At 31.9% G+C, this 24631-nt stretch carries 21 protein-coding genes and 1 tRNA gene; 12 read left to right on the top strand and 10 right to left on the bottom strand.

Annotated elements, in window-relative coordinates; genetic code table 11:
• From ACXAG4_RS14795 to ACXAG4_RS14765, 7 genes are all read left to right on the top strand, one after another.
• On the top strand, window positions 1–3554 hold a 3554-nt coding region (locus tag ACXAG4_RS14795), incomplete at its 5' end, for a T9SS type B sorting domain-containing protein (protein WP_475296858.1).
• A gap of 53 nt (window positions 3555–3607) precedes the next feature.
• Complete coding sequence (locus tag ACXAG4_RS14790) at window positions 3608–4528, top strand: PorP/SprF family type IX secretion system membrane protein (protein WP_475296857.1); 921 nt, start codon at window positions 3608–3610, stop codon at window positions 4526–4528.
• A gap of 12 nt (window positions 4529–4540) precedes the next feature.
• Entirely contained in the window at window positions 4541–6526 is a 1986-nt protein-coding gene (locus ACXAG4_RS14785; protein ID WP_475296856.1) for an OmpA family protein, read from the top strand.
• Between the two features lie 111 nt (window positions 6527–6637).
• Window positions 6638–7174 carry an isopentenyl-diphosphate Delta-isomerase gene (gene idi, locus ACXAG4_RS14780; protein ID WP_475296855.1) on the top strand — a complete coding sequence of 179 codons (537 nt, stop codon included), beginning with the start codon at window positions 6638–6640 and terminating at the stop codon, window positions 7172–7174.
• Window positions 7158–7568: a 6-pyruvoyl trahydropterin synthase family protein gene (locus ACXAG4_RS14775; protein ID WP_475296854.1), complete on the top strand. Its 411-nt coding sequence runs from the start codon at window positions 7158–7160 to the stop codon at window positions 7566–7568. The genes idi and ACXAG4_RS14775 overlap by 17 nt, the downstream gene beginning before the upstream one ends.
• Before the next feature lie 50 nt (window positions 7569–7618).
• Entirely contained in the window at window positions 7619–7885 is a 267-nt protein-coding gene (locus ACXAG4_RS14770) for a hypothetical protein (protein WP_475296853.1), read from the top strand.
• A 58-nt stretch (window positions 7886–7943) separates the two neighbouring features.
• A tRNA-Thr gene (locus ACXAG4_RS14765) sits at window positions 7944–8017 on the top strand.
• A gap of 138 nt (window positions 8018–8155) precedes the next feature.
• Here the strand turns inward: ACXAG4_RS14765 and ACXAG4_RS14760 are convergent.
• Both ACXAG4_RS14760 and ACXAG4_RS14755 read right to left on the bottom strand, forming a co-directional pair.
• A complete protein-coding gene (locus tag ACXAG4_RS14760) occupies window positions 8156–8857 on the bottom strand; it encodes a DUF4369 domain-containing protein (protein WP_475296852.1) in 702 nt (233 codons plus the stop codon).
• Between the two features lie 52 nt (window positions 8858–8909).
• Entirely contained in the window at window positions 8910–10172 is a 1263-nt protein-coding gene (locus ACXAG4_RS14755) for a DUF819 family protein (protein ID WP_475296851.1), read from the bottom strand.
• A gap of 540 nt (window positions 10173–10712) precedes the next feature.
• Between ACXAG4_RS14755 and ACXAG4_RS14750 the strand changes: the two genes are divergently transcribed.
• Window positions 10713–11378, top strand: coding sequence for a M15 family metallopeptidase (locus ACXAG4_RS14750; protein ID WP_475296850.1), 666 nt, complete (start codon window positions 10713–10715; stop codon window positions 11376–11378).
• Between the two features lie 4 nt (window positions 11379–11382).
• Here the strand turns inward: ACXAG4_RS14750 and ACXAG4_RS14745 are convergent, their stop codons facing one another.
• The 6 genes from ACXAG4_RS14745 to htpG form a co-directional block, all read right to left on the bottom strand.
• Window positions 11383–12303 carry a sterol desaturase family protein gene (locus ACXAG4_RS14745; protein WP_475296849.1) on the bottom strand — a complete coding sequence of 307 codons (921 nt, stop codon included), beginning with the start codon at window positions 12301–12303 and terminating at the stop codon, window positions 11383–11385.
• A gap of 95 nt (window positions 12304–12398) precedes the next feature.
• Window positions 12399–13031 carry an MOSC domain-containing protein gene (locus tag ACXAG4_RS14740; protein WP_475296848.1) on the bottom strand — a complete coding sequence of 211 codons (633 nt, stop codon included), beginning with the start codon at window positions 13029–13031 and terminating at the stop codon, window positions 12399–12401.
• A 75-nt stretch (window positions 13032–13106) separates the two neighbouring features.
• Window positions 13107–13799 carry a helix-turn-helix transcriptional regulator gene (locus ACXAG4_RS14735; RefSeq protein WP_475296847.1) on the bottom strand — a complete coding sequence of 231 codons (693 nt, stop codon included), beginning with the start codon at window positions 13797–13799 and terminating at the stop codon, window positions 13107–13109.
• A gap of 148 nt (window positions 13800–13947) precedes the next feature.
• Complete coding sequence (locus ACXAG4_RS14730) at window positions 13948–14322, bottom strand: VOC family protein (RefSeq protein WP_475296846.1); 375 nt, start codon at window positions 14320–14322, stop codon at window positions 13948–13950.
• Window positions 14323–14474: 152 nt separating this feature from the next.
• On the bottom strand, window positions 14475–14699 hold the full coding sequence (locus ACXAG4_RS14725; RefSeq protein ID WP_475296845.1) for a hypothetical protein: 225 nt from the start codon (window positions 14697–14699) through the stop codon (window positions 14475–14477).
• Between the two features lie 107 nt (window positions 14700–14806).
• Window positions 14807–16717, bottom strand: coding sequence for a molecular chaperone HtpG (htpG, locus tag ACXAG4_RS14720; RefSeq protein WP_475296844.1), 1911 nt, complete (start codon window positions 16715–16717; stop codon window positions 14807–14809).
• Between the two features lie 259 nt (window positions 16718–16976).
• On the opposite strand from htpG, the gene ACXAG4_RS14715 reads away from it, so the two are divergent.
• Complete coding sequence (locus tag ACXAG4_RS14715) at window positions 16977–17987, top strand: 3-oxoacyl-ACP synthase III family protein (protein WP_475296843.1); 1011 nt, start codon at window positions 16977–16979, stop codon at window positions 17985–17987.
• A 434-nt stretch (window positions 17988–18421) separates the two neighbouring features.
• Here the strand turns inward: ACXAG4_RS14715 and ACXAG4_RS14710 are convergent, their stop codons facing one another.
• On the bottom strand, window positions 18422–20911 hold the full coding sequence (locus ACXAG4_RS14710; protein ID WP_475296842.1) for a TonB-dependent receptor: 2490 nt from the start codon (window positions 20909–20911) through the stop codon (window positions 18422–18424).
• Window positions 20912–21044: 133 nt separating this feature from the next.
• Between ACXAG4_RS14710 and ACXAG4_RS14705 the strand changes: the two genes are divergently transcribed.
• Complete coding sequence (locus tag ACXAG4_RS14705; protein WP_475296841.1) at window positions 21045–21407, top strand: CoA-binding protein; 363 nt, start codon at window positions 21045–21047, stop codon at window positions 21405–21407.
• Here the strand turns inward: ACXAG4_RS14705 and ACXAG4_RS14700 are convergent.
• Complete coding sequence (locus ACXAG4_RS14700) at window positions 21378–22826, bottom strand: sodium:solute symporter (RefSeq protein WP_475296840.1); 1449 nt, start codon at window positions 22824–22826, stop codon at window positions 21378–21380. The two genes, ACXAG4_RS14705 and ACXAG4_RS14700, sit on opposite strands and share 30 nt — an antisense overlap.
• 75 nt (window positions 22827–22901) lie before the next feature.
• On the opposite strand from ACXAG4_RS14700, the gene recR reads away from it, so the two are divergent.
• Together recR and ACXAG4_RS14690 are read left to right on the top strand one after the other, a co-directional pair.
• Window positions 22902–23519 carry a recombination mediator RecR gene (gene recR / locus ACXAG4_RS14695; protein WP_475296839.1) on the top strand — a complete coding sequence of 206 codons (618 nt, stop codon included), beginning with the start codon at window positions 22902–22904 and terminating at the stop codon, window positions 23517–23519.
• A 10-nt stretch (window positions 23520–23529) separates the two neighbouring features.
• The gene (locus tag ACXAG4_RS14690) at window positions 23530–24624 is read left to right on the top strand and encodes a glycosyltransferase family 2 protein (RefSeq protein WP_475296838.1); all 1095 of its coding nucleotides are present in this window, start codon (window positions 23530–23532) and stop codon (window positions 24622–24624) included.
• The last annotated feature ends 7 nt before the right edge of the window (window positions 24625–24631 follow it).

Here is a 24631-nt window from a genome sequence, read left to right as displayed (position 1 = left end):
ATGATGGCGATCAAAGTGAGAATGACGAAGACAGTTTTACTGTTGTACCTCAAACCTCAGATTTAAGTATTAATAAAACAGTAAGTGATGCTACGCCCAATGTAGGTGATGTAGTAACCTTCACGATAAGCTTAAGCAATGCGGGTAGTGTAGCTGCCACAGGCGTATCGGTACAAGATGTATTACCAGTAGGTTACAGCACAATCACAGCAATAAGCAACACAGGCGTAGCCACAGGCAACCAAATCGATTGGACAGGATTAAGTGTGCCATTAGGCACAGACACGGTAAGCTTAACGTTTAATGCAGTAGTAGAAGCCCCAACGGGAGCAGCCAATGAATATTTAAATACGGTTGAAATCACCTCTGCCGATCAATATGATCCAGACAGTGATCCAACCACAGATGAAACCGTAGATGATAATGGCGATGGAATAGCCGATGATGATGAGGCCAGTGTAGGAGTTGTAATCCAACAATCAGATTTAAGTATCGTAAAAACAATAGACAACAGTGTGCCAAATGTAGGCGATACGGTAACATTTACATTAACAGTTACTAATGCGGGACCAGATGTAGCCACGGGAGTATCAGTAGAAGATATTTTACCATCAGGTTACAGTTTAACAGCAGTAAACGATGGCGGAACACAAACAGGAAACACAGCAAGTTGGGCAGGTTTAACAGTAGCGGCCAATAATGGCACAATAACATTACGTTATGAAGCCACCGTAAATGCCCCAACAGGAACCGCAGGCGAGTATACAAATATCGCACAAATCACGGCAGTAGATCAGTACGATCCAGACAGTGATCCAACAACAGATGAAACAGTAGATGACAATGGTGATGGAATAGCCGATGACGATGAAACAGCGTTAACAGTAGCACCAGCCCAAGCTGATTTATCATTGACTAAAGTAGTTGTTGATGGTGATATTACGCCACTTGTAGGTTCAGAAATTACATTTGAAATTAGAGTAACTAATGACGGACCAAATAGCGCTACAGGTGTTGTAGTTGCAGATTTGTTACCTTCTGGATACGACTTCATATTATATAGTTCTACAGCAGGGTTATATGATGAAACTACTGGAATATGGACTGTAGGAACTGTTAATTCTGGCGAGTCTGAAACATTATTAATTGATGTTTTAGTAAACGGAACAGGCGATTATTTAAACATTGCTGAAATTACAGCTTCTGATGTATTTGATGTAGATAGTACGACAAATAACGATGATGGTGACCAAAGTGAAGACGATGAAGATAACGCAATAGTTACACCAGTAATACCGGTTGCAGATCTTTCATTAGAAAAAGTAGTAGTAGATGGTGACACTTCTCCATTAATTGGTACTGAAATCACATTCCAAATTACAGTAACTAATGATGGGCCACAAGCAGCAACAGGTGTTCAAGTAGCAGATGTATTACCATCAGGATTTGACTTCATACTATTCAGTTCTACAGCTGGAACTTATGATGAAACTACAGGTATATGGAATGTTGGTAACATTGCAAATGGCGCATCAGAAACCTTGTTAATTGATGTATTAGTTAATCCTTCAGGAAACTACACTAATGTTGCCGAAGTAATAGCATCGGATGTTTTAGATAATGATTCAACACCAAATAACGACGATGGAGACCAAAGTGAAGATGATGAAGATAGTCAAGTAATTACACCAGTAGCTTCAGTAGCAGACTTAAGTTTAACAAAAGGTGTAGTAGATGGAGATACATCACCGTTAGTAGGTACTGAAATTACATTCATAATTACAGTTACAAACGATGGTCCTGAAAATGCAACAGGTGTTGAAGTAACAGATTTATTACCATCAGGATTTGATTTCATATTATTCAGTTCTACATCTGGAACTTATGATGAATCTACAGGAGTTTGGAATGTAGGCAACATTGCTAATGGCGCAACAGAAACCTTATTAATTGATGTACTTGTAAATGGTACAGGAGATTATTTAAACATTGCTGAAATTACAGGTTCTGATGTGTTAGATAACGATTCTACACCAAATAACGATGATGGAGATCAAAGTGAAGATGATGAAGACAACGTGCTTGTTACACCAGTAGAAGCAATGGCCGATTTAAGTTTAACAAAAACTGTGGTAGATAATGATATTTCTCCAAATGTTGGTCAAGAAATTACATTCCAAATTACAGTTACCAATGATGGGCCAGATGCCGCAACAGGTGTTGAAGTAACAGATGTATTACCATCAGGTTTTGATTTTATTCTTTACAGTGCAACATCAGGTGTTTATTCTGAAAGCACAGGTGTTTGGAGTGTAGGAACCGTTCCTAGCGGAAGTTCACAAATCTTATTTATAGATGTATTAATAAACGAACCAACAGGAACAGATGGAGAGTATTTTAACAGTGCTGAAATTACTAGTTCTGAAATAACAGATCCAGATAGTGCACCAAATAACGATGATGGAGATCAAAGTGAAGATGATGAAGATGGTATACTAATTTTAACTGAAACAGCAGATTTAAGCTTAGCCAAAACTGTAAGTAATGAAAATGCTAACGTAGGTGAGGTTGTAACCTTTACAATTCAAATAGATAATGCTGGTGCTAATGAAGCTACAGGTGTTGCTGTTGAAGATGTAATACCAATTGGTTACAGTAACATATCTAGCATTAGTAACGGTGGCTTGTTAGATGATGATGAAATTATTTGGACTAATTTAACTGTACCATTAACAGGTTTAACAATAACTTATGAAGCTACAGTTAATATGCCAACATTGGTTGATGGCGAGTATTTAAACATTGCTCAAATTATTGCAGCAGATCAGTACGATCCAAATAGTACACCAAATAATGACGACGGTGATCAAAGTGAGAATGATGAAGACAGCGCTCAAATTAACACACCAACCGCAGATATTGAGGTTGTAAAAGTTGTAAGTGATGCTAACCCAAGTATTGCAGATGTAATAACATTTACAATATCAGCTTCAAACTTAGGTAATATTGATGCTACATCTGTAGAAATTTTAGATGTACTGCCTCAAGGTTATCAATTTGAATCTGCAACAGCTTCATCAGGAATGTACAGTGAAAATACAGGAATATGGCAAATACCAACAGTAGCTGCTGGTTTAACCGAAACACTTGAAATTACTGTAACTGTTTTAGATATTAATGATTACTTAAACACAGCATCATTACAAGGTTTAGATCAAATAGATTCTAATGAAAATAATGATGATGATACAGCAACTATTGATCCTCAATGTTTGAAAATTTACAATGAATTTTCACCTAACGGAAATGGTAAAAACGAAGTGTTTTATATAGATTGTATTAACAACTATCCAGATAATACTTTAAAAATTTACAACAGATGGGGTAACCTTGTTTACACAAAAGAAGGTTATGATAATACGTTTGACGGAATATCTAACGGAAGATCAGTGTTAAACAAAAACGAAAAATTACCTGTAGGTACGTATTATTATGTTCTAGATTTAGGCGATGGCTCTAAAGCAAAAGCAGGTTGGTTATATATAGTTAGGTAAAAATCATTAAAAAATTAAAATTTAAAATGTTCACAAAATATAAAAGTTTAGATATGAACGTAAAGCATAGCCTATCAATAGTAGTGTTAATTTTATCGCTGTTGCTAACTAATGTTAGTAATGGGCAACAAGATCCGCAGTATACAGATTATATGTTTAATACATTAACAGTAAACTCTGCATATGCCGGGTCTAGAGGTCACTTAGCAATCACGGGGTTACATAGAACTCAGTGGGTAGGTTTAGATGGAGCACCTGAGACCCAATCTTTTAGTATAGAGTCTCCCGTAGGTAAAAACGTGGGTTTAGGATTCTCAATTGTTAATGATAAATTGGGACCATCAGATGAGTTTTATTTTGATGCCAATTTTTCATACACAATTAATTTAGATAATGATAGTAAATTATCATTTGGCTTAAAAGGAGGCGGTAGAATGTTAAATGTAGATTTTACCAAAGGAGATTACCAAGAGCAAGAAGGTGTTTTTGAGAATATAAATAATAGGTTTTTACCAACAGTAGGAGCCGGTATTTATTGGCATAGTGATAATAGTTATATAGGTTTATCTGTTCCAAATTTTTTAACAGATGAGCATTATGATGAAGTACAAGATGCTGTAGCTGCCGAAAGGTTGCACTATTTTTTAATTGCTGGTAAAGTGTTTGATTTAAGTCCAACAGTAAAATTTAAACCAGCCTTTTTAGGTAAGTTTGTTGTAGGAGCCCCAATTATTGCAGATTTATCAGCTAACTTTTTGTTTAGCGAAGTGTTAAGGTTAGGTGTAGCATACCGTTGGGATGATTCTGTTAGTGGTTTAGTTGGCCTACAATTAGGACCAAAGTTAATGGTAGGTTATGCCTATGATTTTACTACTACCGAACTTCAAAATTTTAACAACGGAACACATGAAATTATGTTGCGTTTCGAATTAAAATCTAAAGAAAAACAACTAAAATCACCTCGTTTCTTTTAATCCTAAGTAACTATGAAGAAAATATTTTTAATAACAATTTTATGCGTGGCTAATTTTGTTTTTTCACAAAGTGAAACAAAAAAAGCAGATAAATTATTTGAAAGATTATGGTACAAAGAAGCGGCTGTTTTATACGAGGCTAAAGCGAGGTCTTTAGAGAATAAAGATTCAAAAGATTCGGGTAAATATAAAACCTTACTTCAAAGAACTGGCGATGCCTATTTTTTTAATACAGATATGGAAAATGCCTATATATGGTATGATAAATTAGTATCTGAATTTTTCTCAAGTGTTGAACCAGAATATATATTTAGATATGCCCATGCGCTTGAAGGTATAGGTAAATACAGAGACGCTAAACGTTGGATGAAAGAGTTTTCTAAAAGAACAGAAAGTGAAGACGATAGAGCTGAACATTTGGACCAAATAGAGCTAACGGTTGAAGATGTTTTAAATATAGAACCAAGATTTATTCTAAAAAATGTATCTGTAAACACAAAGTATTCAGATTTTGGACCAATGTATTATAAAGATAAGCTTATTTATTCATCTGCGGTAGATTCTTCAAACTACCATACCAGAATTTATCACTGGAACGAACAACCTTTTTTAAACATGTACGTAGGAGATTTAAATGAAATTGAATCTGATTTAAAAAAAGAAGGAGAGTTCTCTAAAAAACTAAATACCAGGTATCATGAAGCTACTTTAGCTTTTAACCCAGAGCAAACCAAAGTGTATTTTACAAGAAATAACTATAACGGAGATTTAGGTAGAGACAGTAAAGGTACCAACCATTTAAAACTGTATAGTGCAGATTTATTGAATAATGAAGATAACGAATTAACGTGGCAAAACGTAAAAGAGTTACCATTTAATAGTGAAGATTATTCGGTAGGGCATCCATCAATAAGTGCTGATGGTAAGTTATTGTATTTTGTGTCAGATATGCCTGGTTCTATTGGTGCAACAGATATTTTTGTGGTTGATATTTTAAATGAAAAAGATACAGACAGTACAAGTTACTCTAAACCAAGAAATTTAGGAGACAAAGTAAATACAGCCGGAAGAGAAATGTTTCCGTTTATAACCAACAATACCTTATACTTTGCTTCCGATGGTCATTTAGGTCTTGGCGGTTTAGATGTTTATAAAAGCAATATTACAGACCAAAGTTTAGGTGCCCCAACAAATTTAGGAGCACCACTAAATAGTGAATTAGATGATTTTGCATTCATTATTAAAGAAGAAGAAAATAAAGGGTTTGTTTGTTCAAATAGGCTATCTGGTAAAGGTGATGATGATATTTATTCTTTTGTAAGATTACCAGAACCAACATGTAACCAAGCCATAAAAGGCTATGTGTCTAACAATGTAACCGGAGAGCGCATACCCGATGTAAAAATGGTTTTGTTATCTGATAAAGGCAATGAATTAGAAACTACTACAACAGATGTAAATGGCGCATACAAGTTTAAAAAAGTATTAAACTGTGATACAAAATATCAAGTAATAGCTACAAAAACAGGATATGCTAAAAAAGATAAATTAGCCAAAACACTAAATGAACCAGGTGAAACTATAGTTGCTTTAGGTTTAGAAACATTAAGCAAGTTAATTGTTGAAGAAAACGGACTACTAAAAATTAAAATAGGCATTATTTATTTTGATTTAGATAAATCATTCATTAGAAATGATGCTTCAATAGAGCTTAACAAAGTGGTGCTATTAATGAAACAATACCCAGAAATGGTAATTAAAATAGAATCTCATACAGATTCTAGAAATACACATGAGTACAACCTAAGTCTTTCAGATAGAAGAGCAAAATCAACCAGAGATTATATAATAAGTAACGGTATTGAAAGCAACAGAATAGAAAGTGCAAAAGGTTACGGAGAAACACAATTAATAAACCGTTGTAAAGATGGCGTTAAATGTTCTGAAGGAGAGCATCAACTTAATAGAAGGTCAGAATTTATCATTATAAAAATGTAGCAAGCATTCCTATTAAAAGACCAAAAAAAAGCAGTTAAAAATAATTTAACTGCTTTTTTTTTATTTGAACAGTTTAGCAACCAAGTATAAATTTGTTTGTATTTTTGCTACATGGAAGAAGAAAAGGTGATTTTAGTAAATGAAAACGATGAGCAAATTGGCCTAATGCCAAAAATGGAAGCTCATGAAAAAGCATTGTTGCACAGAGCGTTTTCTGTATTTGTTTTTAATGATAAAAATGAACTAATGCTGCAACAACGTGCTTTAGATAAGTATCACTCTCCAGGGTTATGGACAAACACCTGCTGTAGTCACCAACGAAACGGCGAAACAAATATTGAAGCAGGAAAACGCCGTTTAATGGAAGAAATGGGGTTTGTTACAGAGCTTAAAGAATCCATTTCATTTATATACAAAGCACCCTTTGATAATGGCTTAACAGAACATGAATACGATCATATTTTATTAGGAAATTACAACAACACTCCAACAATAAACCCAAGTGAAGTTGCTAATTGGAAATGGATGCCTTTAGAAGCCGTAAAAGTAGATATAGCATTAAATCCAGAAATATATACAGCATGGTTTAAGGTTATTTTTGATAAATTTTACCAACACATAAATGTAAACAATGAAAGTAACCGTTAGCAGAAAAGCCCATTTTAACGCAGCCCATAGGTTGTACCGTAAAGATTGGAGTGACCAAAAAAATAACCAAGTTTTTGACAAATGCAGCAACCAATATTTTCATGGCCATAACTATGAGCTTATTGTAAGTGTTACTGGTGAAATAAATAAAGAAACAGGTTATGTGGTTGATATGAAAGTGTTGAAAAACATTATTAAAGCTGAAGTAGAAGACGCTTTTGATCATAAAAACTTAAACCTTCAAGTACCAGAGTTTGAAGATTTAAACCCAACTGCCGAAAATATTGCAGTTGTTATTTACAACAAAATAAAACCCAAAATAGAACCAAATTTAGAGCTAGAAATAACACTTTACGAAACCCCAAGAAATTTTGTAACCTACGCAGGTAATTAATTTTATTGAAATAATTACTTATATTTATAATAAACTAAAACCCGTATAAAATGGCAAGTGTAAAAAACTTAAAAAAAGATATTAATAACGTATTAGGAGATATTATTGAAGAAGTATACGTTTGGGAAATTGATAATACAGATAAAGACACAAAAGAGAGTGAAGCAATTATAGATGAAGCCATTGCTACATTTGATGATTTAATTGAAAAAGTAAACGCTAAAGATGTTGATGATGTAAAAGCACATTTTAAATCTATAAACGCAGAATTAGAGGCAAAAGGAAACGCTTTATTAGAAAAAATAAATAAACTTTAATTTTTTTTAAAAAGGTGTTGCATATTATAAATTTGATATTATATTTGCACCCGCATAAGCCGATATAGCTCAGCTGGCTAGAGCAGCTGATTTGTAATCAGCAGGTCGTGGGTTCGAGTCCCTCTATCGGCTCAAAAAAATAAAGCGCTTCTTATATGAGGCGTTTTTTTTATGTAGTAATTAGTGTAATATTGTTTTTATTGCTATAAAATAAAAAAATCCTTTCAGTTTTAAATTGAAAGGATTTTTTATGTTAAATAATTTTTGTGACTATTTGGTCTCTTTTGCTTTTATATCTTCAACAAATTGATTTAACGCTTTACCATATTTTGAAAGTTTTACTTCAGAGGTTAAAGATTTGTTTATGGTATCTAAAAAGTTAAGTTTAGCATTGTAAATTTCGGTTAAAGCTAAATAAGGCGCAACTTCACTATCTTTATTATTTATAGCAAAATTTACAGTGTATAAATATTTGCGTTTTATAGTGTTCTTGTATTGTTTTTCAATGTCATTAAGTTTAGCTGTATCACCAGTTTTTTGAGCTTCAAAATTTTCTTTTATTAATTCTAAATTTTTATTGTTTAATTTAGCTATAACTTTTAAGTATTCTTCTAATGTTTTTTGTTGCTCGCTACCGTTTATTTTAGCATCAAAAGCAAAATTTTTAAGCGTTGTATTTATTTCGGTAACACCTTTATCAGCAAAAAATGTAATTCTGTCTTCTTCTTTACTATTTTTATCTAAATACAAATAGAAAACCTCAGGAGATTCTAAATCACTATAAAGTTCAAATTCAGAATTACCGTTTACTACAATAGAGTCTACAGTAACAATTAGCGTGTCTTCGGCTTTTTTCAAATAAACAGTGCCTTTTTTTAAACCTTTAATATTGGTTTTAACTACTAAATCATGTTTTTCTTTTCCGCAGGCAATTGCAAAAAGAATAATAAATAATAATGCTATTTTTTTCATTCAGAAATTTATTTTGTGGGCAAATATATTTTAAAATATTATTTAAGTGGTATTACGGAGATACTATTTCCATTAAGTTGGCACAAAATAGTGCCGAAAATGTACCAATTGCATACCCAACAACAGCTAATAAAACGCCAACAGTTGCTAATGATGGATGAAACGCAGCTGCTACTACAGGCGCCGAGGCTGCACCACCAACGTTGGCTTTACTACCAACAGCTAAAAAGAAATAAGGTGCTTTTATAATTTTAGCAACGGTTATTAAAAGTATAACGTGTATAGACATCCAAATTAACCCAACTAAAATAAGGCCTGGATTTTCAAAAATTGATGCTAAATTCATTTTCATACCAATACTAGCCACTAATATGTAAATGAAAATACTACCTAGTTTACCGGCACCTGCACCTTCATATTTTTTTGCTTTTGTAAAAGATAGAGCAATACCTATAATAGTTGCAATTGTTATCATCCAAAAAAATGTAGAAGTGAATGAAGCTAATGCCGAAGTTTTATCATTAAAAACTTCAAAATTATTTAATAAATAGGTTGAAATATTATTGGCGCCTAAATGCGAAACACCTACAGCAAAAAAAGCTATGCCTAGCATAATAATGTAATCAGTTAAGTTAGGTGTTTTCATTACGCTTTTTTCGTAATTAATTACTTTTTGTTTAAGAGCCTCAATGGCTGAATTATCGGCTTTAAGCCACCTGTCTATTTTGTCTTTTTTACCAATACCAAAAAGTAAAACAGCCATCCATATTTGCGCAACAACAATGTCTATTAAAATCATGCTACCGTATTTTTCAGGGTTGAATTTAAAAATTTCATACATGGCGGTTTGGTTGGCGCCACCACCAATCCAGCTACCTGCAACGGTTGATAAACCTCGCCATACGGCATCTGGACCTACACCACCAACTGTTTCTGGACTAAAAATAGATACTAATAAAATTGCAATTGGGCCACCAATAATAATGCCTACGGTACCTGTAAAAAACATTATTAAAGCCTTAGGGCCTAAATTAAATACAGATTTTAAATCTAAACTAAGTGTCATTAAAACAATAGCTGCGGGTAATAAATAATTTTTTGCAATGGTGTAAATTTCAGAATTTTTAGGTGATATAATATGTAAAGAATTTAAAATTGCAGGTAATAAGTAGCACATTAATAGCGCAGGAACAATACTGTAAAATTTAGCCCAAAAACCTGTTTTTTTTGATGATGTATAAAAAACAATGGCTAGCATTAGCATTAAAAGGCCAAAAACAATGGTGTCATTAGTAAACAGCGGTGTGCTTTTCATATTAATTTGAAGTTTTCAATAAAAGAGCACAATATAATTAAAATAAAATTTGAATGATTTTTAGTTTGGCACGAACATTGTGTTATAAAAAGTAAATACATTCAATTATTAAAAGTTTATTGAGTGGTACTTTAAACTTAGTAATTGTAATTCATATTTTTGGTTGGTTAGTTAGTAAAAAGCATCTTGTAAAAGATGCTTTTTTGTTTTTAATGGCTTTTGTGAAAAATATTTAATGCTGCTTTTTGTCGATGAAATACATGATTTTGACTTTAAATGTTAAAAAAATATGCTTTTTGTCGATTTTATATGTTTTTAAACGTTGTAATTCAAATCTAATACTATCTTTGAGGTGTACTAAATAACATACTTTTTAGTTCAATGGATTAATTAATTAATATTTGCATTATGTCGTTGATATAGATTCCCTAAATCTACTTCGTAATAAAAAAGCAAATTAAGAAAGAACCGGGTTTGAGGGAACTCGGTTTTTTTGTGTTTAAACTTTTCTGATTACAATTTTAATTATATTGGCTGCTAATGACACTTATTAAATACATAATTATAATTTTTAGTTTAAATTGTTGTTTTGCACAATTGCCAGATGGTTTTGTGTATGTAGATGAAGTTGTAACAGATTTAGATGTTGAATTAAGATATTTTTCAAAAAACAATTTTATTGGTAAGCCTATAAGCGGTTATAATACAAACAGACTTATTTTAACAAAAGAAGCAGCAAATGCTTTAAAAAAGGTTCAAAACTATTTACAAAGTAAAAATTTATGTTTAATGGTGTTTGATGGTTATAGACCACAAACAGCTGTTAATCATTTTGTAAAATGGGCTAGAAATTTAAATGATACTTTAAATAAAAAGCAATTTTACCCAAGCGTAAAGAAACGCTATCTTTTTAATGAAGGTTATATAGCATCAAAATCTGGTCATAGCCGTGGTAGTACTGTTGATGTAACTATTATAGATGGAAATACAGGAGTGCCATTAGATATGGGAAGTCACTTTGATTTTTTTGGCAAACAATCTTGGGTAAATTATGATAAAATTACACCAAAGCAAAAAGCTAATAGGCAGTTATTACAAAGTGTAATGGCTAAATTTGGTTTTAGAGGCTACTCAAAAGAGTGGTGGCATTTTACCTTAAGGCATGAGCCTTTTCCTAAAACGTATTTTAGTTTTCCAATAGAATAACAACTTATTTACTTTTTTGTAATTGCTGTGCTCGTATTTGTTTAATTGTAAGGGTGCTTCCGTCATGGCTCCATCCTGGTGGGCCAAATATGTACATGAATTTATGATACCAATTAGAACTTTTTTTGGTGTCTTTCCAAATGTCTTTGTATTCATGTGTTAATATTACAAGCGGATTATAAGAGTTTGGCGGTTTAGTAACACCATATTCAATATCTATATTCTCATCAAGCGCTTTCCAAGTGCCAAAAATTTTATCAAAAATATTTAAAAAACCGCCATGGTTTTTATCCATATATTCTAAGTTTTTTGCATGATGAACTTGGTGCATGGTATGTGTGTTAAAAATTTTTTCAACTATACCAAGTTTTGGAATATATACAGAGTGCAACTGAAATTGCCATAGAGCTTCAATACCTAAACAAACCACAACCATTTCTGGAGGAAAACCTATTGCCGGAAGCCACATATAAAATAATGGCTTATATAAAATGGTAAACCAACCATTACGTACAGCGGTACCTAAGTTAAAATTTTCTGAAGAATGATGCACAATGTGAGCAGCCCATAAAAACCTAACCATGTGGTTTTGCCTGTGAAACCAATAATAAGTAAAATCATCTAAAAATTGGCAAGCTATCCAAACGTACCAAGCATACCCAAAAGATTCATAACCTAATATATTGGTTCTAACCCCGTTTACAATGGGGTTGCATAATTCATACAAATAATTAAAAATAACAATGGCCGAAATAGTTTTAATTAAAGGCGCTAAAATAACAGAGCCAATACCCATAAAAAGGCTTGAGCCTAAGTCTTTCCAATTATAAAGTTTATGTTTGTGAGCTTTGCTATATGTAAGTTCAACTAAAATAAGGCCTAAAAAACAAGGTACGCCGTAAACTAGCGGGTTTGTAAAATCCATTAAAAAAAAGTAGTGTGTATTAGTAAATCTGTTTTTATTAGGGTGTTTGGTAATATAAACAGATTTTTTAAAGTATAACTAAAATTGCTAGCTTTTTATATAAATTTGGCCATTTTATTTCGTTTGCTTTCTGGTAAAGCGGTGTTTGTTATAGCTAAATTCACCAATTTTTTATCTTTATTTTTTTGATATAATAGTTTGAAAAATTGTGCTGTTGTTAAACTGTTTTTTGATGTTTCAACTAGCTCAAACGTGTCTCCTGCTTGTACACTACCTTCCTGTAAAACACGTATATATGTTCCTGGTAAACCCCGCTTAATAAATTGCATTAAAACATCTTGTGAACCAAATTTAACACCAAATTTAAAACAAGGTTCTCTTGGTTGCGTTACTTGTACTAAAGCATTGCCAATTTTATAAATATTGCCTATTATAAGTGTTTTTTCGTTTAAAGCTTCTACAGTTAAGTTTTCACCAAACATACCCCAGTTCCAATCTAAATTTGGGTATAGGTTTTTCCAATAATCATATTCTTCAGCAGAAAACAAATAACAAGCTTTAAACGTGCCGCCATGGTGCTTGCGGTCTGTTACTTCATCATTTTTAACATCAGTTTTTCCTAAGTAAATAGAACTGCTAGTTGGTTTTTTGTAAATGCCTGTGGTTATTTCTTTATCATTCCAAATAATAGTTGTTGGTTTTGCAATGTTGGTGGCTATAATTTTCATGATGAATATTTAATAGATATTAGCTTTTAGACGAAAATAGTATTAAACATTACAAAGTACAGTGTTTTAAACAGACTAATTTTCTTTGTAGGGGCAGTTTTCAAAATATTTTTGAAGATTGAAGTTTCTATCTGTAAAGGTATCGTGCAATATTTTAAAATGTTTAATTCTATCAATTCTAAAAGCTCTATAATCATTACGTAAATAACACCAAGCAATTAAAATCCATTTATTATTAAAAGAGTAAAAGGCGTAAGGTTCTATTTTTCTGAAGCTAATATTTGTATCGTTGGCCTTTTGGTAGTTAATTTCAACATAATTTAAATTAGTAATAGCTAATTGAAAATCAGAAAGTGCGTTGCTTGAAATGTTTTCAAAATCGAAATCAAAAACACGAATATTACGTTCTAAAATTTCGCTCTTTTTTTGAATTGAAGTTCTAAAAACCGATTTTATTTTTGTTAATGCCTCCTGAAAGTCTTTTGTAAATTGGGCATCTTTAGTTTGGCTCACTAAATGTTGAGCTGTAATTAATGCGTTGGCTTCTTTTTCAGTAAATTGTACGGGCGCAATTTGGTAACCTTCCATTAATGAATAGCCCCTGCCTTCAATAGTTGTAACGGGCACGCCAGCTTCTTCAAGTTTTCTCATATCTCTGTAAATTGTACGAACGCTTACGTTGTATTTACGGGCTAATTCTGGCGCGGTTAGTAAGCGTTTAGATCGTAAAAGTGTTAAAATTGATATGAGTCTTGCTAATTGAGACATGCTAACAAAAATAATAGGGTTGTTTGGTGTTTATCAAATTAAAGTTAAAATTTTAATTTATGAAAGAAAGCGAATTGTTAAATCAATTCGCTTTCTATTCGTTTGTTTGATTGATGCTTTTTTTAAAATTACTAAAGGTATAAACAGTTTAATTCCAAGAATGGAAAGCTACTCTGTTACCTTCGCTATCAATAAATTGCGCAATAAATCCATCTTCACCAATAGCAGTTTTAGGCATAACTATTTTACCACCAGCACTTTCAACTTTATTTAACGGAACGTTTAAATCATCACCACCGTTAAGGTAAATTGTAGCGCCTTGGTTTGATGGTGTTTGGTTTTCAGCTTCAATAATAGCACCACCAATACTATCTTTATCACCATGTGAAAACACACCATATTTTGTGTTTTGTTCAGGCATGTGATGATCTTTAATTTCAGAATTTGTTACCGTAGCATAAAATTGTTTTGCGCGCTCGTAATTTGTTACAGGAATTTCAAACCAGTTAATTGCATGTTTCATGTTGTTTTTTGATTTTTAAATTAAACTTACATGCAAATTTAATAGGCTTAATGCCGTTATGTGTCAGGGGTTTATTTTGTTTTGAAGTTTTAATTAAAAAACCACCCTGAAATTACAAAGTGGTTTTTAAAATACGTTTATAAAAATATTGCTTAATGAGGCTTGTAAATAGCGCCAGTTGCAAAATCTACAATTGTACCGGGTAAAAACAACACAATATCTGCAATTAAAGCAACAACTCTAACATCACGTTGTGGTTGCCCAGGAGCTGGTTTTGTTTTTTGGTGTGAATTTATGGGGCCGCCTAAAATGGTGGCACAATTTGTAACTGTTAATGATAAACAAATTACTACTATAATTTTTCCTATTTTTTTCATTAGTTTATGGTTTATAATTTTTTATTATAAAAAAACCACTTTGCAAAAGCAAAATGGTTTTATAAACTTTAACACTTAAAGTTGTATTAAGTGCTGTAATAAAAGGGTTATTTAATCATATTATAACTACGCTTAATAAAGTTTGTTAAAGCTTCGCCTTTAAGTAAACCTTGAGATAAACGTGCCAAATCTAAACTTTGGTTTATTAAGCGTTCTTTATCTTCTTTAGCTTCGGTATTTAAAATATCGCTAATTAAATCGTGGTTTGTATTAACAACCAAATTGTACATTTCTGGCATATTACCAAACATGTTCATGCCGCCACCGCCGGTAGCTTGCATTTCTTTCATGCGGCGCATAAACTCTGGTTGCGTAATAATAAATGGGTTGGCGCTGCTATCCATAGCTTCTAACTGAATAGTGAATTTTTCAGAAGGAATAACCTCTTTTAAAAGTTCATCTAGCGTTTTCTTTTGGTCTTCATCTAATTTAGAAATGGTGTTGTCATCTTTCTTAATTAAATTATCAATATGATCACCATCAACACGTGCAAAAGATATGTTTTCTTTTGAAGTTTCTAATTTCTGAATTAAATGTGAAACTATAGGAGAATCTAACAACAATACTTCGTATCCTTTAGCTTTAGCAGACTCAATGTAGCTGTGTTGCGCATCTTTATCTGAAGCGTAAAGAATAACTAACTTGTTGTCTTTATCAGTTTGGTTTGCTTTTATTTTGTTGAATAATTCTTCGTAAGTGTAATACGTACCATCAACGGTTGGGTAAAGCGCAAAAGCATCAGCTTTTTCGAAGAATTTTTCTTCAGAAAGCATACCGTATTCAATAACCACTTTAATATCGTTCCATTTTGCTTCAAAATCTTCACGATTATTATTGAATAACGATTTTAATTTATCGGCAACTTTTCTGGTAATGTATGATGAAATCTTTTTTACAGCACCATCGGCTTGTAAGTAAGAACGCGATACGTTTAATGGAATGTCTGGAGAATCAATAACACCACGTAACATAGTTAAAAATTCTGGTACAATACCTTCAACATTATCGGTTACAAAAACCTGATTTTGGTACAGCTGAATTCTATCTTTTTGAATATTCATGTCTTGTCCCATTTTAGGGAAATACAGAATACCAGTTAAGTTAAAAGGATAATCTACATTTAAATGTATGTTGAATAACGGCTCCTCAAATTGCATTGGGTACAATTCGCGGTAAAAGTTTTTATAATCGTCTTCTTTTAAATCTGTAGGCTGTTTTGTCCACGCTGGGTCTGGGTTGTTAATAATGTCATCAACCGTAATTTGTCTGTGTGGCTCTTTGGTTTCTTTGCCGTCTTTATCAGTAATAGTTGCAGGTTCATGCTCAGGGTCATTAATTTCCTTAGTTCCAAATTTAATTGGCACAGGCATAAACTTGTTGTACTTGTTTAATAGCTCACGAATACGTGGTTCTTCTAGAAATTCTGTAGAATCTTCAGCAATATGAAGAATAATTTCTGTACCTCTTTCAGTTCTATCATGTGGCTCAAGTGTAAACTCTGGCGAACCATCACAAGTCCAATGAGCAGCAGGTTCATCTTTAAAAGATTTGGTTATAATTTCAACCTTTTCAGCAACCATAAATGCAGAGTAGAATCCTAATCCAAAATGACCAATAATACCAGAATCTTTAGCAGAATCTTTGTATTTGTCTAAAAACTCTTCAGCACCAGAAAACGCTACTTGGTTTATGTATTTTTCAACCTCTTCGGCAGTCATACCTAAACCTTGGTCTATAATATGAAGTTTTTTAGCGTCTTTATCTACTTTAATTTCAATTTTAGGATTGCCGTATTCTACTTTGGCTTCACCAATGTTTGTTAAATGTTTAAGTTTTAAAGTAGCATCAGTAGCATTACTAATTAACTCACGTAAAAATATTTCGTGGTCACTGTACAAGAATTTCTTAATTAACGGAAAAATATTTTCTACCGAAACATTAATACTTCCTTTTGTCATGATAAATTGTGTATTTATTATTCCCGCGTAGCGGAAACCTAGTTAATTTAATAGTTTATTTATGTGTTTGAAATAGACAAAAAAAATACCAAGACATAAAAAGTGACAAACTGACACAATTTTTTTAAAAGAAAATGTAAAGTAAAGTCTAAAATTTAAAAAGTTGTAATTTGAATTTTATATTTTGTAATTTGTAATAAGAAAAACTAAACGACGTCTTTTATGTTGAAGTAAAAGGCCAAATAAAATAGATATTAACATGTATAATTCAAAAATAATAGGTCTTGGTAAGTATGTACCCGATCATGTGGTTACAAATGATGATTTGTCTAAAATGATGGATACCAATGACGCATGGATACAAGAACGCACAGGAATAAAAGAACGCCGTTGGGTAAAAAAGGGTAGTGGAGACACCACTGCAACCATGGGTGTTAAAGCTGCTAAAATAGCTATTGAACGCGCAGGAATTGATAAAGATGATATTGATTTTATAATTTTTGCAACCTTAAGTCCTGATATGTATTTTCCGGGTCCGGGTGTGCAAGTACAGCACGCTTTAAATATAAAAACCGTTGGGGCTTTAGATGTTAGAAACCAATGCTCTGGTTTTGTGTATGCCATGTCTGTAGCCGATAATTTTATAAAAACGGGCATGTATAAAAACATACTGGTTATTGGTAGTGAGTTACATTCTTATGGCTTAGATAAAACTACCCGCGGACGTAGTGTTAGTGTTATTTTTGGTGATGGTGCTGGTGCAGCTGTATTAACACGCGAGGAAAATACACAAAAAGGTATTCTATCTACACACTTGCATAGCCAAGGCGAACATGCCGAAGAATTGGTTTTAGTAGCTCCAGGTATGGGAAAACGTTGGGTTAATGATATTTTAGATGATAACGACCCTAATGATGAAAGTTATTTTCCGCACATGAATGGGCAGTTTGTATTTAAAAATGCCGTTGTACGTTTTAGCGAAGTAATTATGGAAGGTTTAATGAAAAATAATTTACAAAAAGAAGCTATAGACATGCTTATACCACACCAAGCTAATTTGCGTATTGCACAATTTATACAAAAGAAGTTTGGTTTAAATGATAATCAGGTGTTTAATAATATTCAAAAATACGGTAACACAACTGCAGCATCTATACCCATTGCTTTAACCGAAGCTTGGGAAGAAGGTAAAATTAAAGAAGGTGATACGGTGGTTTTAGCAGCCTTTGGTAGTGGCTTTACTTGGGGCAGTGTAATAATAAAATGGTAAAAATAAACCCTGAAACTTAATGTTTCAGGGTTTAAACTAGCTATTAATCAACTCAACTAACACTCTGTTGAAGAATCTATTACCTTAGACGTAAAACCTATAGCTTTATTGCATAGCATTATATTATTTAACTTTTTTTAACATAAAAGAGAAAAAACCCGAAACCTAAATTTCGAGTTTTTCCTATTTATACCCACCTGTTATACGAAGCAATAAAATATTGTATAAGACGACTAACTCTAAATAATTATATTTTTTTCGTAATTGGTTAGACAGTATATAGCACTAAACGTAAAGCTATGTGTTTTATTGTGTGGTAGTTAAAAAAAATAAAACAAAACCCCAAAGTTTATAAAACCTTGGGGTTTCTTTTAATAGCCTTACGTAACACTAACCATCAATTTTATTATGCAGGCTATTAATATTTTAATTTTTTACATGAAACCGCCACCGCCAGATTTAACATTGTCATCTCTTTTTTTACGCGCTTTAGCACGGTATTTTCCGCCGCCAAAGCGGTAGCTTAAACTTATGTTCCATGTGTTGCTTTCCCAATTAAATTCGCCATTTTGTACAAAAGGTCTTTCTCCATCAAAAGCAAAACGTTGGGTATCAAAAATATCATTTAAGTTAAAGGCAAATGTAGCTTTGTTGTTTTCTAAGAAACTGTAACGCATGCCTAAGTTTACAAAGTACATAGGTTTAACGTCAAATTGTATGTTTTTGTTTTTTCCGCGGTAAAAGCCAAACGCTGTAAAGGTTAAGTTTTTACTTAAACTAAAATTGTTAAACATTCTAAAATTCCAAGCTACGTTATCTACTTCGGTTACTTGGGTTTCAATATCGGCAATGGTAGCGTTTTCAATAAGCACGCCATCAACTATATTTTCGGCAATACCTTTTTGAGTTTGCGAGTATAAATCAAAACTACTATTAATAAACCACCATTTTGTTGCTCTGTAGTTTGTTGAAAGTTCTAAACCAAAAGCTGATGTATCATCAAAATTATCGTGAGTTAAAATAACACGACCAGATGTTACATCACTTCTATCAATAAACAAAGCGCGGTTAATTTCATTAGAAATAGCTCTGTAAAAAACACCTGCCGTAACACTACCTTTGCGGTTGTTTAAGTTACGTGTATAATTAACTTCAGCAGAGTTTGTAAATTGTGGTACTAATGCCTGATTACCAAATGATGAGATTAGTGGCGTACTCCATTCTTTTATTGGATTAACTTGCCCAATGCCTGGTCTGTCTACACGTCGGCTATAGCTAAATTGATATGAGTTTTTTTCAGAAGCTTCATAGGTTATAAAAACCGATGGGTATAATTCAAAATAATCATTATCAAAAGGTATGTTTGTTATGTTGTTTGTTGTAACATCTTGTTGTACGGCTAAGGTTTCTACATTTACATTTTCAGCTCTTACACCAATTTGGTATGTCCATTTATTAATTTTTTTGTTGAAATTAACATAAGCCGAATAAATATCACGTGTATAATCAAAATTAGTACTTGGTGTTGGTATTAGTGATCCGGTTTGGTCATAAGAATCGCCTGTTGAGGCGTAGCTAATATCAGTATTAAATAAACGCGCTTCTAGGCCAACTTCTAGTTTTGCAGTTTCAGATAGCGGATTTACATAATCTAAATTTACCGTAGTACGTTTTCTGTCTGTTTCATTAAAATCTGTATAATCTCTTAACGGACCTAAAATTTGATTGAAAAACACAGGGTTTTCGCCATCGTAAGTGTTGTAATCTACTTCTAATTCAATATTTTCACCTTCTTTAGCAAAATCTAGTTTGTAGTTAAAGTTGTATTGTTCTGAAGTGTTTTCGCCAATATTTGTAAAAATTTGGTTTTGATTAAAAGCTTCATTATCAATGAAATTAACAAGCGTTTTTCCAATTGTACTATTGTCTGTAATGTTTTGGTTTGTAAAAACAGAAATGGTGTTTTTTTCGTTTAAATAAAAATCTAAACCCACTTTAAATTGATGGTTTTTTCGAGAATCTAAAAATGAAAAGTTTTGAAACGAGTTGTTTTCTGGTCTGATAACTTCACCAAGGTTTCTGTTTTTTGAAATATTATTACTGTAACTGCCAAAAATATTGAATTTTCCGTTGCGGTAATTCATATTTAAAGCACTGTTAAATTTGGCTTCTTTTTCGTGTGTAACACCAACATTAAAATTACCATTAAAACCAACCATGGTATTTTTGTGTAACACAATATTAATAATGCCACTCATGCCTTCAGGATTATATTTAGCTGAAGGATTTGTAATTAACTCAATAGATTTAATGGCTGTTGATGGAATTTGTTTTAACAATTGCGCTGTTGGTATGTTTGATAATTTACCATCTACCATTACGCGTACGTTTTGGTTGCCACGCATACTAATATCGCCTGTTTGAGCATCAACATTTACAGATGGAATACCCACCATTAATTGAGATGCGGTACCGGTTGCAGCTAGGTCTTTACCTATAGTTATAACTTTTCTATCTACTTTTTGTTGTATGGTGGAGTTTTCTGCAATAACGGTAACAGCTTCTAAGCTTTCGGCTTCTTCTTCTAAAAAAATATCACCTAAATTTACATTGTAATTACCTTTGCCAATAGTAACGTTTTTTGAGTATGTTTTGTAGCCAATATATTGAATGCTAACAATTACATTACCTTCAACAATTTTATCTATTTTAAATGTTCCGTCGTCTAAAGTAATACCGCCAGTAATAGTTTGGTTATTACTATTTTTAATAATAACGTTTACATAGGGTAAGGGTTGTTTTAAGGTTGCGTCTAATACAGTACCGATTATAGATCCTTTTTTATCGGCGTTTTTTGTAGGGTCTGTATGTGCATTTGCCATTAGAGAAAGCAAAAAAATGCACATAAAAAATGCATGTTTCATTTTGTTGTTTTTTGATTGATTTTGTTTGATTTGATACCAAAGAGACGTAAGAACTCACATAATGTTACTGCATTTATAAAAAAAAACAGAAAAAACCATTTATTTAGAATGTATTTAAATAAAAAAAATTTATATGAATAAGAAAACATTGGTTTTAGGAGCCTCATTAAAACCTAACAGATACTCAAATATTGCTGTTGAAAAATTAACCGTTAATAACTTTGAAACCCTTGCGTTTGGTTTACGTAAAGGCCAAATTAATGGTGTTGAAATTGATACAGAATTGAAAGACTACAAAAATGTACACACGGTAACATTGTACTTAAACCCAATTCGCCAAAAAGAATATTATAATTATATAGTTGGTTTAAAGCCCGAACGTGTCATTTTTAATCCTGGAACCGAAAACCCGGAGTTTTATACTATTCTAAAAGAAAATAATATTGGTTATGAAGTTGCTTGTACTTTAGTGTTGCTTTCTACCAATCAATATTAAACCTAAAAAGGTAAGTAAGCCATTAATAATTAAAATTTCAAACCCTATTTGATAACCGTTTAATAAACTTACAGAATACTTATTTATAAAGTATGAAATAAGCGGAGCAACAATAGCTACTACCCACACATATTTATCTTTTATTTGAATTTTAGTAAAAATACCTAAAGCAAATAAACCTAAAAGTGGCCCATAGGTGTAACCTGCTGCTTTAAATAATTCCCAAATAACCGATACATCTTTAAAAATAGCATCAAAACAAATAATTACAATAACTAGTACAATGCTAATTAAAATGTGTGCTCGTTTTCTAATTTTTTTCTGAGTATTATTAGGTTTTTTATCAATTTCAATAATATCAATACAAAATGATGTTGTTAGTGATGTTAAAGCAGAATCTGCGCTAGAATATGCCGCAGCTACCAAACCAAGAATAAATAATGAAGAGGTTAAAATACCAATTTCAGGTAGCATAGCTATGGTTGGAAACAATTCATCTTTCTTAGCCGTTATGCCATGAGCATTGGCATATTTAGTTAGCATTAAGCCTAAAACTAAAAATAAAATATTCACAAAAATTAAAACTATACTAAAAGAAATCATGTTTTTTTGAGCTTCTTTTAAGTTTTTACAAGTCAGGTTTTTTTGCATCATATCTTGGTCTAAACCAGTCATGGTAATGGTAATAAACATACCCGATAAAAAACTTTTTATAAAATATTGGGCATCATTAACATCATTAAAAAAGAAAACTTTACTCATTGCGTTGTTTTTTACGCTAGTATAAATTTCAGAAACACTATTCAAATTTAAAGCCGATGCTAAAAAGAATATAGTAACCACAACCGAAATTAACATGAAAAGTGTTTGTAAAGTATCAGTAAAAATAATGGTTTTAATACCGCCTTTAAATGTGTAAAGCCAAATTAAAATAACGGTTATTATTACTGTAAATGCAAACGGAATATTAAACTGGTTAAACACTAATAGCTGCAGTACTTTTGCTACTAAAAATAACCTAAACGATGCGCCAACAACCCGCGAAATTAAAAAGGCTACAGAACCTGTTTTGTAACTTACAGTACCAAACCTATCTTTTAAATAGGTGTAAATTGATGTTAAATTAAGCTTGTAATAAATAGGAAGCAGTACATAAGCAATAACAATGTATCCAAATAAATAGCCAAAAACTACTTGCAAATACCCAAATTGTTTTGTTTCAACAGCGCCAGGAACCGATATAAACGTAACGCCTGATAATGAGGCTCCAATCATGCCAAAAGCCACTAAATACCATGGTGCAGATTTGTTTGCTTTAAAAAAGGCATCATTACTATCTTCTTTTCCTGTAAAATAAGATATAAGTATAAGTACAACAAAATAGCCGGCAATAAGATATAGAATTTGAGCTGCAGTCATGTTTTTAAAAATAAATAAGTGGCAAAATACAAATAAGAATCCATAAGTTAAATCTAAAATTGTAAATTCGCAGCCATGGAATTTTCTTCAAAAATACTTGAACGTGCCGTGAACGAAGTATCACAATTACCAGGTATTGGCAAACGTACCGCGTTGCGTTTGGTGTTACATTTATTACGCCAACCCAAAGAGCAAACCCAAGCGTTAACTGAGGCTTTGCAAACCATGCGTAATGATATAAAGTTTTGTACATCATGCCATAATATTAGTGATAATACGTTGTGCGAAATATGTTCAGCAAATAACAGAAATTCTGAAATTGTTTGTGTTGTTGAAGATATAAGAGATGTTATGGCTATTGAAAATACCAGTTCTTTTAAAGGGTTATATCATGTTTTAGGAGGGAAAATTTCGCCTATGGATGGTATTGGTCCGCATGATTTAAATATTGAAACGTTGGTAAATAAAGTTAAAGAGGGTAAAATAAAAGAGTTAATATTTGCGTTAAGTTCAACCATGGAAGGAGATACAACTAACTTTTATATATACAAACAAATACAAGATTATAATGTGGTAACATCAACCATAGCACGAGGAATTTCAGTAGGCGATGAATTAGAATATGCCGATGAAATTACTTTGGGCAGAAGTATTGTTAATAGAATTCCTTTTGAAACTTCATTAAAATCGTAATCTCTCAATATTGAAACTTTCTGTAGTAATACTGAATTATAATGTTAGGTACTTTTTAGAGCTTTGTTTGAAAAGTGTACAAGCCGCTATTAAAACCATTGATGCTGAAATTATAGTAGTTGATAATAACTCTGAAGATGCTAGTTGTAACATGGTTAAATCAATTTTTCCTGACGTAAAGCTTATTGAAAATAATAAAAATTTTGGTTTTTCAAAAGGTAATAATATAGGTGTTAAACAAGCAAAGGGAGAGTATGTGTGTGTGTTAAACCCAGATACAGTAGTGCCTGAAAATGTTTTTATAAAATTGTTAGATTTTGCAGAAAACACTAAAAATTTAGGAGCAGTTGGCTGTAAGTTAATTAATGGTGTTGGTACTTTTTTACCTGAGAGTAAGCGTAATTTGCCTTTGGTAAAAGTAGCTTATAAAAAAATGATTGGTAATGCCAAACAATATTATGCAAACCATATAAATGAAAATGATATTGGTAAAGTGCCCGTGCTTGTTGGTGCATTTATGTTTTTAAAACGTAGTGTTTATAATAGCATTGGCGGTTTTGATGAAGATTACTTTATGTATGGCGAAGACATAGATTTATCTTACAAGCTTACAAACGCAGGTTATAAAAATTATTATTATGGTAAAGTAAGTGTTGTTCATTTTAAAGGAGAAAGTACCTTAAAAGATAAATTATATGCAAAAAGGTTTTATGATGCTATGCAAATATTTTATAAAAAGCATTTTAAGCAAAACATTTTGTTTGATACTTTTGTGTGGTTAGGTGTTAAAATAGCTTATGTTTTAAGAGGAACCCCTAAAATAACTCAAAAAAAAGTTAAAAGGTACGTGTTGTTTTCAAATTGCAATCATACTAAATTAAGTAAAGTATTAAACAAAAAAACTATATTAAAGACAGATGTAACACAGTTTCAAAAGGCCGATGAAATAGTGTTAGATGCAAACCATTTAAGTTACCAGGAAATAATAGCAATCATGGAAGCGTACAATAACCAAAACTTAACGTTCAAAATATTACCAGGAAAATCAAATTTTATTTTGGGGAGTAATAGTCCGCTTTGTAGAGGTGAGGTTATTCAGTTTTAGTTTAATT

The organism is Seonamhaeicola sp. ABD4_175 (assembly GCF_056160885.1).
The sequence above is the reverse complement of the archived record's forward strand: the minus strand, read 5'-3'. Positions and strand labels throughout refer to the sequence as shown.

Excerpts from the sequence above, each read along its gene's own strand:
- ACXAG4_RS14790 (WP_475296857.1), top strand. The coding sequence starts at position 3,608 with ATGAACGTAAAGCATAGCCTATCAATAGTAGTGTTAATTTTATCGCTG.
- ACXAG4_RS14785 (WP_475296856.1), top strand. The coding sequence starts at position 4,541 with ATGAAGAAAATATTTTTAATAACAATTTTATGCGTGGCTAATTTTGTT.
- idi (WP_475296855.1), top strand. The coding sequence starts at position 6,638 with ATGGAAGAAGAAAAGGTGATTTTAGTAAATGAAAACGATGAGCAAATT.
- ACXAG4_RS14775 (WP_475296854.1), top strand. The coding sequence starts at position 7,158 with ATGAAAGTAACCGTTAGCAGAAAAGCCCATTTTAACGCAGCCCATAGG.
- ACXAG4_RS14770 (WP_475296853.1), top strand. The coding sequence starts at position 7,619 with ATGGCAAGTGTAAAAAACTTAAAAAAAGATATTAATAACGTATTAGGA.
- ACXAG4_RS14760 (WP_475296852.1), bottom strand. The coding sequence starts at position 8,857 with ATGAAAAAAATAGCATTATTATTTATTATTCTTTTTGCAATTGCCTGC.
- ACXAG4_RS14755 (WP_475296851.1), bottom strand. The coding sequence starts at position 10,172 with ATGAAAAGCACACCGCTGTTTACTAATGACACCATTGTTTTTGGCCTT.
- ACXAG4_RS14750 (WP_475296850.1), top strand. The coding sequence starts at position 10,713 with ATGACACTTATTAAATACATAATTATAATTTTTAGTTTAAATTGTTGT.
- ACXAG4_RS14745 (WP_475296849.1), bottom strand. The coding sequence starts at position 12,303 with ATGGATTTTACAAACCCGCTAGTTTACGGCGTACCTTGTTTTTTAGGC.
- ACXAG4_RS14740 (WP_475296848.1), bottom strand. The coding sequence starts at position 13,031 with ATGAAAATTATAGCCACCAACATTGCAAAACCAACAACTATTATTTGG.
- ACXAG4_RS14735 (WP_475296847.1), bottom strand. The coding sequence starts at position 13,799 with ATGTCTCAATTAGCAAGACTCATATCAATTTTAACACTTTTACGATCT.
- ACXAG4_RS14730 (WP_475296846.1), bottom strand. The coding sequence starts at position 14,322 with ATGAAACATGCAATTAACTGGTTTGAAATTCCTGTAACAAATTACGAG.
- ACXAG4_RS14725 (WP_475296845.1), bottom strand. The coding sequence starts at position 14,699 with ATGAAAAAAATAGGAAAAATTATAGTAGTAATTTGTTTATCATTAACA.
- htpG (WP_475296844.1), bottom strand. The coding sequence starts at position 16,717 with ATGACAAAAGGAAGTATTAATGTTTCGGTAGAAAATATTTTTCCGTTA.
- ACXAG4_RS14715 (WP_475296843.1), top strand. The coding sequence starts at position 16,977 with ATGTATAATTCAAAAATAATAGGTCTTGGTAAGTATGTACCCGATCAT.
- ACXAG4_RS14710 (WP_475296842.1), bottom strand. The coding sequence starts at position 20,911 with ATGAAACATGCATTTTTTATGTGCATTTTTTTGCTTTCTCTAATGGCA.
- ACXAG4_RS14705 (WP_475296841.1), top strand. The coding sequence starts at position 21,045 with ATGAATAAGAAAACATTGGTTTTAGGAGCCTCATTAAAACCTAACAGA.
- ACXAG4_RS14700 (WP_475296840.1), bottom strand. The coding sequence starts at position 22,826 with ATGACTGCAGCTCAAATTCTATATCTTATTGCCGGCTATTTTGTTGTA.
- recR (WP_475296839.1), top strand. The coding sequence starts at position 22,902 with ATGGAATTTTCTTCAAAAATACTTGAACGTGCCGTGAACGAAGTATCA.